The sequence below is a fragment of the Trichocoleus sp. FACHB-40 genome (assembly GCF_014695915.1).
GTDB classification, from domain to species: domain Bacteria; phylum Cyanobacteriota; class Cyanobacteriia; order Cyanobacteriales; family FACHB-T130; genus Funiculus; species Funiculus sociatus.
This window is the reverse complement of the sequence record NZ_JACJPF010000035.1, coordinates 46,702-58,178: the sequence shown is the minus strand read 5'-3', so window position 1 is coordinate 58,178 and position 11,477 is coordinate 46,702. Positions and strand designations below refer to the sequence as shown.

Genomic DNA, 11,477 nt, shown 5'->3' with positions numbered 1-11,477 from the left:
CTTCTGATAAATTATTATATATAAATATTTTTACTTTATACTAGGTCTTAATCTTACAGAAAATCCTGATATGCAAAGTTCCTCATCTCTAATTTGTCTGAATTCTTTAGAGAGTTTGGCTCTTAGTACTGGTAATTTATCCCATCGCTCCACTTTTATTATTTCTACATCAAAGTTTGCTTGTCGGAAAATATCTAACATTTGGGAATATTGAATCCGGTTTGTATAAAAGCCAGAGTTAGCCATAAACTCATTTTCCCAGATATGCTCTGGAAATCTGAGATTATTCAACGCATTACTGAGATGATCTTTGAGATCAACTTGATGGGAACAAACCCCATTATTGCGGATGATTCGCCGCAATTCCAACATAGTGTCGAGAAAATCTTTTTTTCTAACGTGTTCGAGTACCGCATTAGACCAAATATAATCTACAGATTGAGCGGGGATAGTGCGTAAAGATGTTAAACCTGATGTTAGATAATTAGCAGAACAGCAATTTAGAACTTCTTCTAATGATTTTAATTCTTGTATGTTAGGAGTAGGTAATTCTTTTTGAGTAATAAAATTTGCCATAGCTCGATATAGGTCTATATCTTTACGCGCAAAATCTCCGGAATCAACAAGATAAGACGTAGAACCACCAAACGCTTGACTAATTATAGCGGAAAAAAGCGAGTCTCCTGGTCCCAGCTCTAAACTTACAAATTTTTCTGGAAGTTTGACGTTATCAAAATGTTGTTTAAAAACTCTATAAGCATAGCTTGGAGCATCCATTTCTCCATGCTGAAATAAACCAAATTTGCTCCAGTAAATGTATGGAATCTTTAGCCTAGTCAGCACTATTTTTGCAGCTATTTTTCCCCACCAAGGGACATAATTTATCCTCATTTCTAAAGACTCCAGTAATGGATTTCAGGTGGTATAGTAGCAGGGTCGAAAATAGATTTTACGTCTATAAAAACACCTCCAGAACGCAAAGAACCCAATAGCTGCTGGCGAGGTAATTTTAGATAATCTTCATGGGTGACGGCGAGTATGAGTGCATCTAAATTAGCCATATCTTCCCAATTTGCTAGTTTAAGATTATATTCTTGCTGCGCTTCTCGGACATCAACCAAGGGGTCGTGAATTAAAGGATGAATACCAAATTGTTGTAACTCAGCTAAAATATCAGGTACGCGACTGTTACGCAAATCGGGGACGTTTTCTTTGAAAGTTAGTCCGAGAATTCCTACTTTTGCGCCTTGAATTTGTAAGTTAGCTTTGACTAAAAGTTTAACTAGGCGCTGTCCGATATATGCGCCCATGCTGTCGTTGATTCTACGACCTGCTAGGATGACTTGGGGGTGATATCCTAATTCTTCTGCTTTTGTGGTTAGGTAATAAGGATCGACACCGATGCAGTGACCGCCAACAAGTCCTGGTGTGAAGGGTAAAAAGTTCCATTTGGTGTTAGCAGCTGCTAAAACATCTTTGGTGCGGATATTCAAGCGATCGCATATTAAAGCTAATTCGTTCATTAGGGCAATATTCAAATCTCGTTGAGTATTTTCAATGACTTTAGCAGCTTCGGCAACTTTGATAGACGTGGCGCGATAAACACCTGCATCCACAATATTTTCATAAATTTTAGCTATTTTTTCTAAAGTTTCGGCATCTTCCCCAGCAACTACTTTGACAATTTTTTCCAAGGTATGAGCTTTATCGCCGGGATTAATTCTTTCTGGTGAGTAGCCTAGCTTAAAATCAAGTCCCTGCTTTAAGGCTGATACTTTTGCCAAAACGGAACCGCAAATATCTTCTGTTACTCCCGGATAAACTGTGGATTCATAGACTACTATTGAGCCTGGTTGTATCACTTTCCCGATGGTTTCGGAGGCTTTAATCAGAGGTGTCAAATCTGGCCGATGGTTGCGGTCAATTGGAGTGGGGACTGCCACTACAAAGAAGTTTGCTTTTGATAAGTCGTCTTGCTCCGAGGTAATTTTAATAGTAGAAGTTTTTAAATCATTTGTGGCAACTTCACCAGTGCGGTCAATTCCTTCTTTTAAGGATTTTATTTTCTCGGCGTTGATATCAAATCCTACTGTAACGGGGAATTTTTTAGCAAAGGCTAAGGCAACAGGTAAGCCGACGTAACCAAGACCAATTACTGCAATACGATTATCTTTTAAAAATACTGCCTGATCGCTCATTATTTAAGTGTTTTTGTTGATTTTATATTAAGTAGAGACAACAGCCCACAAGGGTTAAGAGTTTTTCTGTTCTTGAAGCCAGGCCTGAAACATTAGGATATCCCATAGATGCTCCTGCCAGTTGCGATCGCCTGATAAATACTCCGCCCACTTCTGGCGGATTGGCTGAGGATGAAAAAATCCTTCTTGGCGCAACCTGGTTTCATCTAATAATGTTTCGGCCCAATCGCGCAACTCACCGCGCAGCCATTTATCAATCGGAATGGCAAAACCCATTTTTGGGCGTTCGATTAAGCTTTTCGGCACATATTTATACAAAACTTGACGCAATAGCCACTTGCTTTGCCCTTGGTGAATTTTTAAAGACAGCGGAATTTGCCAAGCAAATTCGATGACTCGATGATCCAGAAAAGGCACTCGCACCTCTAAACTCAAACCCATACTAGCTCTATCTACCTTAGTGAGAATATCATCAGGTAAATAAGTAACGGTATCCAAGTACATCATCTGCTGAATATAATCTGGCAGCTTTGCCCATTGTTGCGGAACGGTGAGAATTGTGGGGATTTTTTTTGCTCCCACGACTACAGATTCTGGCGCTTGCCAATGGCATACTAGCTGCTGGTACATAGCTTCCGGGCTGGCTGATGCCAAAATTGTTGCCAGTGTGTGCATTTTATAACCAGGCAGGCGTTGCCTGAGTTGGTTTGGCAGCAATGGCTCAAGTCGGGCATAGTCGCGGTTCCAAGCTTGGGGCGATCGCGCAGTTAAAGCATTCGCCACTGCTTGTCGCCAACTTTGGGGGAAAAAACCAATTCGCTGCCAAATTTGTCGTACCCAAGGATAGCGGTTGTATCCGGCAAAAAGTTCATCTCCCCCATCACCAGAAAGACTGACGGTGACGTGTTGTTTGGCAACTTGAGAAACGAGGAAAGTGGGAATTTGGGAGGAGTCGGCGAAGGGTTCGTCGTACAAAGTCGGTAATTTGGGGACGACCGCGATCGCTTCTTTCGGGGTGACGTAAAGTTCTGTATGATCGGTGCCTATATGCTGGGCTACAGCTTTGGCATATTGGGCTTCGTTGTAAGCATTTTCGTAAAAACCGATAGTAAAAGTTTTTACAGGCTGGCTGCTTTGCGCCTGCATGATGGCGACTACGGTGGAGGAGTCGATACCCCCCGACAAGAAAGCGCCCAAGGGGACATCTGCTACTCTCCGTAACGCTACTGCATCCTGTAATAGAGCATCCAGTTTTGCCACAGCTTCCGATGAGGTGCCGGGGAAAGGGTTGGCAACGCCTAATTCTGCAACTTCCTGAAGACACCAGTATGGCACTGGATCGGGGCGAGTTGGCGAACCGTTCCAAGTCAGAAGTTTTGCGGGGGGCAGTTTGTAAATGCCTTGGTAAATGGAATAGGGCGCGGGGATGCAGCTATATCTTAGAAATAAAGCTAAGGCATCCCGGTTAATTTCTGCTGAAAAATGGGGATAAGCTTTTAAGGCTTTTAACTCGGAGGCGAATAAGAACGTATTATCAATCCAACCGTAATAAAGGGGTTTTTCACCGATGCGATCGCGTCCTAAATGTAAAACTTGCTCTTTTCTATCCCACAAGGCAAAGGCAAACATTCCGTTAAAACGCTGGACGGCTGCTTCTAGTCCCCACTGACTAAAGGAAGCCAACATTACCTCAGTATCAGAATGTCCGCGAAACCGATGACCGAGTTGTTCCAGTTCCCGCCGTAATTCTAAATAGTTATATATCTCGCCATTGAATACAATTACATAACGCCCGTTACCAGACACCATCGGCTGATGTCCTTCTGGGGAAAGATCCACAATTGCTAAGCGCCGATGACCGAGAGCAATTCCCGCTGCTGCATCTACCCAAACGCCGCCATCATCTGGCCCCCGTGTCAAGAGGGTATCCGACATTTTTTGAGCGATCGCTTGCATTTTGTCGGTACTAATTTCTTGAGATGTGTCCCAAAATCCAGCGATGCCACACATTTAATTTAAGCCTTTTGATTGAGTTTTTCAGCAAATACGCTTTCATACAATTTCTCATACTGGGCTACAACGGACTCTAGAGAAAAGTGTTCTATCACTCTAGCTCGTGCTGCTTGCCCTAATGCTGCTCTACCCTCAGCACCTAAATCAATCAACTCTTTCCAGGCGTTTGCAAGTGCTTCCGGATGGCGTGGAGGTACAACCCGCCCCGTATTTCCCACTATCAAAGCTGAATCTCCTACATCTGTCACCGCACAAGGCACCGCACAGGACATAGCTTCGCCGATGACATTAGCAAAACCTTCAGTATAAGAAGCAGAACAAGCGATATCGAGGGCGGCGGTAAGGCGGGGCATATCCAAGCGATCGCCCAAAAGATGCGATCGCTCAACCAACCCTAATTCTTGAAGTAAACTATTCAAAGGCTGGTTATTTTTATCAACTCCTTCCCCAGCCATAACAAAGTGTACGCCAGGATAATCTTTCAACAATAAAGTAGCAGCTTTTAGAAAATTTAGGTGGTCTTTCATTGGGTGGTAACGACCCATCAAACCAATTAGCCTAGTCTCTTTTGAAATGCCTAGTTCTGAGCGAACGCTACTGTAAAATTCTGGCGATTGTTTAAACGCTTCCGTCTCAAACCCATTGGGAATTACCAGAGTTTTCTTACTCAAATACCCGATTTTTTCATGATGACTAGCACTTGTTTTAGCATTGTAAATAATCTTATTTGGTAACTGGGAAACTTGAGCTGAAAATCGAATTACAGCCGCCGTACTTGGCTTTTCATAGTCCAAAGAATATAGCGATTGACGGATACCCCATAATACAGGAACTCTCTGAAAAATTCCCGCCAATTGCGCTGCTAAATTGCCGTGATACATCCAGCCTTGGATTAAATCTGGCTGGAGTTTTTGAATAGAGATAACTTGCCAAATTAATTTTGGTGTTATAACTCCAGGTTGCATCCCGATTGTGTAAACAGGTATTCCCAAAGCTTCTATGCGATCGCCCAATGTACCGCGATTCATTAAAGAAATTACAACAGCCTCAAATCGCTGCCGATTCATCCCACACAGCAGCTTATAAAGCATCATCTCTGCGCCACCGCTTGACAAACCAGTGGTCAGAAATAGTATTTTTTTGACCGGAGCATTGGTTTGCCTTTCAGCCACATTACCTCATTTATCTGCTTCACGAATCGAAGGATGATAAAGTTTTTCCTGTTAAGCGATCGCGCTTTCAATTACTTTAAGTCTACTTTCCAAAAAAGCAACTTTCCTCATTTCTTGGTAAAAACAAACTGATTATTTCCCGAACTAATACCACTTACTACCAAATTTTTAACAACAAAATGTCTATCTCTATAAAATTTAAAAATACCTTCTGGCTTTGCAACCTCAAATGGGTATCCTCCAAGCCAATCAAACCAATCATAGAATAGAGACATCCCTCTGGATTTTTTGTACTCTATATATCTAGTAAATGGATTTCTTAACTTGAGAAAATCTACAACGAAACCAATTAAAACGAAATAAGGAACAAAAAATGCACAAACTAAACTTTTTCCGACAATTCCTGAACAGTAAAATTGTTTTACTTTCCGCCAAAATTCAGATTTATAACCTTGATCGTTATAGATAGCAATAAACAGCTCTCCTCCACTAGCAACAGGCAAAATAACATTTTCTAGTGCTTGCCACATAGCGCCTGTATGATGAAGTACCCCCCAAGAATAAACAATGTCAAACTTTCCTAAAGATTTAAGGTAATCTACATCTAGCACTGAACCTTGTTCAATAGTCCAGTCAGACACGTCGGGAAAATATCGACGTTTAAGTTCTTGCGTACAAGCAACTGAGGTAGGATCGTAGTCAAGCGAATGTACTCTTGCTCCTAATCGACGGGCAGCAAGAGAGAATAAACCACTGCCAGAGCCAATATCAAGAAAGGTTTTACCTTGTAAATTTTCTACTTCTAGCATTTGTTTAAGGGAATTTTCAGCTTCGGCGATGCGTTCATCATTGAGAACTGATAAAAATCGCTGCCAGTTTTTCCCAAACCCAAAGCGATCGCCCTGTTTAACTTCTTGCTCAAAAGTGCTGGTCATAGCTTCATTTAATCGGATTTTTTAACTTATCTTTGGTGTAGACTAAGTAGCCTAAAGGCAAGGCTGTTAACCATAATACTTTGCCCAGCGCTGTCTTAAGTGCCTTAAATTGCTGAATTAGAGAAACACCGATATGAAAAGAAAAACGGCTGTAATTAACAGATGAACGGAAGAAACTTAAAGGAGCGTGCCAAAACCAGTCTGTGTATTCATTTAGAAGGCTTTTATGCCAAATTTTAACACCACAGGCATACTTAGAGGTAGTTTTACAGCGAGATAACCCATCAGGCAAATATTCAACAATTTTTAAAACTTCATTTACAAAGCGGGTATTGTAATTCCGAGCGACCGCGTTCCAAACAACTCCCTCTGGAATATGTTTTTCGCCTTTAATCACTGGAAATAAACATTTTTTTAAAACTGACGTTTTATCAAATCCCCACTTGTCCCCTTTTACTTTCAATTTGTATTGAAGTGACAAAAAATCTGAGTCGGTTATATCTTGAGGGAACTTAGTACCGATTAGCTTACCATTTCTATCTTTACACAAGGAAACTACAGAAGAAAACTTTTCTTTTTGAGTTTCGGGAATAGACTTCCAATGAAATATAAACCGTTCTAGTGCCTCTGGAACGCATTCGTCATCGGAATCAAAGCAGAGAAATAACTCTCCTTTAGCTTCCTCTACGCCGCGATTCCAGGCGATATACTTGCCTTGATTTTCTTGATAAATGTAGCGAATAGGAAAATTAGCTTCTTGCTGCCACTGTTCTACTAATTCCCGGGTATTATCAGTAGAGCCATCATCGATAATTAGCCATTCAAAATCGCGATAAGTTTGGGATTTCAGGCTTTGATAGACTCGGTGGAGGGTATAAGCACGGTTATAGGTAGGCGTAAAAACTGTAAATTTATATTGATAGATTATTTCTGGTTCTATAAGTTGTTGTTGCTTTTCCATTCCTCACTTTCTCCGACCGCTTCCTTAATTACTGCTTCCCACATTCCCATGACTTTTTCTAAACTAAATCGCTCTATTACCTCTGTAGCACGGACAGCCAAACGCTGACGCTCTTTTTCATCAGACATCAGCCGACCCATCGCCGAGGATAAAGCTTCTACATCTTCATTTGGCACTAATATACCATCTACGCCATCTCGAATAATCTCTCGCGGCCCGCTAGGACAGTCTGTAGAAATGACAGGTAGCCCGCAAGCCATCGCTTCGCAAAGGGCGTTAGGAAAACCCTCAAAGCGGGAAGACATGACAAACAAATCCGCCTGCTGTAAAAATTCATACAGGTTCTTGACTGCACCGGGAAGATAAACGCGATCGCATAATCCCAATTTATCTAGTAAAGATTCTAATTGTGGACGCAGTTCCCCTTCTCCTAAAATTGTCAATGTCCACTGCGGGTGGCGGTCTTTGATTTTCGCAAAAGCTTGTAGCAGTAAATCGAAGCGTTTTTCTTCTGCCAAACGTCCCGCAGCAATCACCGCTGGTTTAGCTAGTTGCTGACCGGATATATTTTTTTCTACCTTTGGCGGTAAAGCTGCATTGGGAATGATAGAAATGCGACTTTGTAACTTTGGAGAAAAGAAATTTTTTGCAGTTTCAGTGAGAACCACAATTTTATCTGCCCACGAATAAGTCCACTTACGTAGTTGCTGCCAACTTCTACTTAAAGGACTTACCCCTGGATCGGTGCGTACTGATACGATTACAGGTATATTTAAGCCTCTGGTTGCCAGCAAAGCTACTACATTCATTTCATCTACGAAGCTAATTACTACATCAGGTTGGCTATGGCGTATACTTTGTCGCAGCGTATAAATACGTTTTAGATTATTTTGTAAAGCCGATAAAAAGCTGGCAGAATACCCTGCTATACCTAATCGAAAGTATTTTATAGATGGTTCTAAATAATAAAAAGAAGTAGTGGAACTTTGCTCCATAGTCAAAAGAGTTATGTCCCATCCTTTTCCCTCTAAGTAGTTCATCAGGGTAGAAATTACACGTTGCGCCCCACCCAACGACATATTAGAAATAACTATAGTTATTTTCGTCATTAGAATTTTCTTTTAGGTTTAGCTTGGCATTTGGCAGCCAATTTAAGCTGCTCCTGCCAACTTAAATTAGCTGCTTTGCTAAAAGGCGATCGCCAGAAGGTTTCCCATATCCACCATCCTAATTCTGTTGCTGTATTGCAAAGTAAAAACCACCGATAACCGAGAACGTTTGCTAATGCCACTTCATCGTAAATAAAATTTTTATCGTTTGCATTTTTAATTTTGTAGAGCCAAGCATGAGCAGAGGGAAAGAAATCTTTATTTAGTTTAAAATTGAAGGTGCGAAAGCAATTATGTATTTCCAGTTCTTCCTGTGTAGGTTGAATACCCAAACTTTCTAGGTGAGTTTTTATAAGACGTTTAAATGTTACTTCCACTTCTTGACTGTGGCGTTGCGTTACTTGACAGTAATGATAACGATAAAGCAGTAATATTTCTCCTAAATTGACCATTTGAAAGTGTTTGGAAGACTCTACCCACAACCCATAGTCTTCACAGTGTAACTGAGAATTATTGTAAGATAAATTATTTCTGATAAATAACTCTTTACGCATCATCACCGAAGGATGAGCCAGTGCTGAATTGAATAGTAACCAAGCTTTGATGATTTTATAATCGGTTGGATACTTCTCAACATAACCACCAACTTCACCAATAGTTTTAAGCCAAGTTCCGCATACTCCTACCTCTGGGTTGGCATCCATAAAAGCGACTTGTTTGGCAAGGCGTTTGGGAAGACTGATATCATCAGCATCCATCCGCGCTATGTACTTTCCCTTTGTCAACTGAAAGCCTTTGTTCAACGATGCAGTAAGTCCGCAGTTTCCCTGATGATAAATGTGAATGCGATGGTCTGATTTTTGATACTGAGAGAGGATATTTATGGTGTTATCTGTAGAACCATCATTGATAATAATAAACTCAAAATTAGTAAATGTTTGATTCAGAATGCTATTAATTGCTGCTGCTAAATATCTCTCGCCGTTATAGACAGCCATCAGGACACTTACGAGAGGGGTCATTGTCTGTTTGCTCGCTTCTGGGGTTGTGCTTCTGCCCAAATTTCGCCCCAATTAATTTGGAGGTGGGTAATAGTAAAATGAGCAGCTTGCATTTCGGCTTCAAAGCTTTGTTGGGTGTATTCGGTGTAGTGGGTAGGGTCGCTAAAATAAAACATTCCTAATTCTTGACGCATAGGTACAAGCCAGTCGCGATTAATCATTGGCACCCGAATTAGCCAACGTCGAGGCAAAACCTGCTCCTGTACGGTGTTGAGAAATTCTACACGATGTTCGATGTGTTCCAGCACATTTGATATTACAATTGTTTCAAATGGCTGTGGCGGTAACTCTTGCAGCGCGTCTCCCTGGATAAAGGTCAGATTTGGGTGTTGGAATTGGCTTGCAGTGGCAATATTTTCCCCATTCAGATCAATTCCTGTCACCACAGCATCCGCCTTCGTCGCCATAGAATGTGCCAAAGCGCCAATTCCGCAACCGATATCTAGCACAAGTTCACCAGGCTGCAAGCGGTCTACAAAGAAATCATGATACTTGGTCAGGCGATGTTTGACGTGTACGCCATTGTCGTAACCCACTGCCACAAAATTAATCAGATCAGTTAAACCATTCTCAACTTCCAGCAATTGACGCATTGCTGTTTTGGGGTCTTTATTGGCGACACTCTGCAACCAAAGGTTACACAGGACGCGACACAACCTGTATGGCAGTAGTTTGAATAGTGGTAAGACAACCCGAATTACAGCCTGTTTCACCTTGAGAGTAACTCCTGAAATACCTCTTGATGCCGTACCAGCCAAGGACGCAGGTCAAATTTTTCTACTGCCCGTTGCCTTGCAGCTTGGGCGTATTGCGCCCGTTGTTCGGCTACTTGCAGAACTGCCTCTGCTAGGGCGTTCGGGTCGGGTGGAATCTCCCGTTCCCAACTCAACTCGGTTGGCACCCCAATACCAGCTTCTTCTCCGACTAATTCCGGGACACCGCCACTATGAGAGTATACAACTGGCAATCCACAAGCGATCGCTTCTACGACCATCCCCGGACAAGCATCGTTGTATTGAGTATGCAGCAATATGTGGGCTTTTCGGAAGATAGCGGGGGCATCTTTCTGAGTGTAAGCGCCAAGAAACTCCACGCGATCGCTTACACCCAAATCTGTCACCAGTTGTTGCGTCATCCGCATCGCCTCTGTCTCATCAGTCCAACGCAGTTTACCAGTAATCAACAATCGCACGTCGGAACGCTGATGAGATAAGATGGCTAACGTGCGAATGGCAGACTCAACTCGGTAGTAATGGGACTGCGTTCCCCCCAGTAGTAGAACTAAATGTTTAGGGTTGGGGTCACAATCAGCTGGGGTAAAAACTTTTGTATCAACTGCATTGTAAAGAATTTCCCACTTACCCTCGCGCTTACCCAAAAATTTATCGGCACTCTCTTTGCAAAATTTACTTTGATAAAATACATAATCGGCTGAATGCAACAGCTTTGCAAATGGCTTATTAGTCTCTTCCCAACCGATTCCATGCCAAGCGGGATACGCTACCCCATTTTGATTCCAGACAAATTTTGCCTTTTTTTGCCGCGCTAGCCAAACTAACTGTACCCCATCTTCAGGCATCCGACTACTGACCATATAGAGGATATTGAAGCGGCGGGGAGAGTTGGGTAAAATCTTCTGCAATCCTTGAAATTTAACGATTCCTCCACGCGCTAGTTCGCCGGGTTGGGGAATATTGTCATGTCCATAATAGACATACGCCTGATTTCGGTCGGGAACTCCAGCCAGCAGAATATTCCACAAACGCCAAGGATCTTGCCATTGCTGCCTCAAATTGTACAGCTTGAGACGAATGTTGTAGGGAATTAGACTCTTAATTGCTTGTAACCTGCTCATAGCTAAATATTTTTTGTAGAAAGCTATATTCTGATTGATTAATACTAATTAAATTATTTATTTTTAACACAAAGGTACGCTAAGGGTAGCGCAGAGGTACACAGAGTAATCCGCGATAAATTGGCATTTAGATATTTTGGCGTGCCTTTGCGTAAACCTCTGCGTTCTTTGCG

At 42.0% G+C, this 11,477-nt stretch carries 10 protein-coding genes; all 10 read right to left on the bottom strand.

Annotated elements, in window-relative coordinates; genetic code table 11:
* Positions 1 to 30: 30 nt before the first annotated feature.
* Positions 31 to 891 carry a class I SAM-dependent methyltransferase gene (locus H6F63_RS04115; RefSeq protein WP_190635134.1) on the bottom strand — a complete coding sequence of 287 codons (861 nt, stop codon included), beginning with the start codon at positions 889 to 891 and terminating at the stop codon, positions 31 to 33.
* Between the two features lie 2 nt (positions 892 to 893).
* A complete protein-coding gene (locus H6F63_RS04110; protein ID WP_190635132.1) occupies positions 894 to 2,198 on the bottom strand; it encodes a nucleotide sugar dehydrogenase in 1,305 nt (434 codons plus the stop codon).
* Between the two features lie 54 nt (positions 2,199 to 2,252).
* Complete coding sequence (gene asnB, locus H6F63_RS04105; protein ID WP_190635130.1) at positions 2,253 to 4,208, bottom strand: asparagine synthase (glutamine-hydrolyzing); 1,956 nt, start codon at positions 4,206 to 4,208, stop codon at positions 2,253 to 2,255.
* A gap of 5 nt (positions 4,209 to 4,213) precedes the next feature.
* Positions 4,214 to 5,383 carry a glycosyltransferase gene (locus tag H6F63_RS04100; RefSeq protein WP_199297670.1) on the bottom strand — a complete coding sequence of 390 codons (1,170 nt, stop codon included), beginning with the start codon at positions 5,381 to 5,383 and terminating at the stop codon, positions 4,214 to 4,216.
* Positions 5,384 to 5,490: 107 nt separating this feature from the next.
* Positions 5,491 to 6,318 carry a class I SAM-dependent methyltransferase gene (locus tag H6F63_RS04095; RefSeq protein ID WP_190635128.1) on the bottom strand — a complete coding sequence of 276 codons (828 nt, stop codon included), beginning with the start codon at positions 6,316 to 6,318 and terminating at the stop codon, positions 5,491 to 5,493.
* A 4-nt stretch (positions 6,319 to 6,322) separates the two neighbouring features.
* The gene (locus tag H6F63_RS04090) at positions 6,323 to 7,279 is read right to left on the bottom strand and encodes a glycosyltransferase family A protein (RefSeq protein WP_190635126.1); all 957 of its coding nucleotides are present in this window, start codon (positions 7,277 to 7,279) and stop codon (positions 6,323 to 6,325) included.
* Positions 7,255 to 8,388: a glycosyltransferase family 4 protein gene (locus H6F63_RS04085; protein ID WP_190635124.1), complete on the bottom strand. Its 1,134-nt coding sequence runs from the start codon at positions 8,386 to 8,388 to the stop codon at positions 7,255 to 7,257. The genes H6F63_RS04090 and H6F63_RS04085 overlap by 25 nt, the downstream gene beginning before the upstream one ends.
* Entirely contained in the window at positions 8,388 to 9,410 is a 1,023-nt protein-coding gene (locus tag H6F63_RS04080) for a glycosyltransferase family 2 protein (protein ID WP_190635122.1), read from the bottom strand. The genes H6F63_RS04085 and H6F63_RS04080 overlap by 1 nt, the downstream gene beginning before the upstream one ends.
* Positions 9,407 to 10,162 (bottom strand): class I SAM-dependent methyltransferase, encoded by a 756-nt coding sequence (locus H6F63_RS04075; protein ID WP_190635120.1) that lies wholly within the window; start codon positions 10,160 to 10,162, stop codon positions 9,407 to 9,409. Before H6F63_RS04075 ends, H6F63_RS04080 begins: the two co-directional genes overlap by 4 nt.
* Positions 10,159 to 11,304 (bottom strand): glycosyltransferase family 4 protein, encoded by a 1,146-nt coding sequence (locus tag H6F63_RS04070; protein ID WP_190635118.1) that lies wholly within the window; start codon positions 11,302 to 11,304, stop codon positions 10,159 to 10,161. Before H6F63_RS04070 ends, H6F63_RS04075 begins: the two co-directional genes overlap by 4 nt.
* Positions 11,305 to 11,477: the final 173 nt, after the last annotated feature.

What these genes read in the sequence shown, in the direction of transcription:
- H6F63_RS04115 (WP_190635134.1), bottom strand. Translation starts at nt 891, where the DNA reads ATGAGGATAAATTATGTCCCTTGGTGGGGAAAAATAGCTGCAAAAATA.
- H6F63_RS04110 (WP_190635132.1), bottom strand. Translation starts at nt 2,198, where the DNA reads ATGAGCGATCAGGCAGTATTTTTAAAAGATAATCGTATTGCAGTAATT.
- asnB (WP_190635130.1), bottom strand. Translation starts at nt 4,208, where the DNA reads ATGTGTGGCATCGCTGGATTTTGGGACACATCTCAAGAAATTAGTACC.
- H6F63_RS04095 (WP_190635128.1), bottom strand. Translation starts at nt 6,318, where the DNA reads ATGACCAGCACTTTTGAGCAAGAAGTTAAACAGGGCGATCGCTTTGGG.
- H6F63_RS04090 (WP_190635126.1), bottom strand. Translation starts at nt 7,279, where the DNA reads ATGGAAAAGCAACAACAACTTATAGAACCAGAAATAATCTATCAATAT.
- H6F63_RS04085 (WP_190635124.1), bottom strand. Translation starts at nt 8,388, where the DNA reads ATGACGAAAATAACTATAGTTATTTCTAATATGTCGTTGGGTGGGGCG.
- H6F63_RS04080 (WP_190635122.1), bottom strand. Translation starts at nt 9,410, where the DNA reads ATGACCCCTCTCGTAAGTGTCCTGATGGCTGTCTATAACGGCGAGAGA.
- H6F63_RS04070 (WP_190635118.1), bottom strand. Translation starts at nt 11,304, where the DNA reads ATGAGCAGGTTACAAGCAATTAAGAGTCTAATTCCCTACAACATTCGT.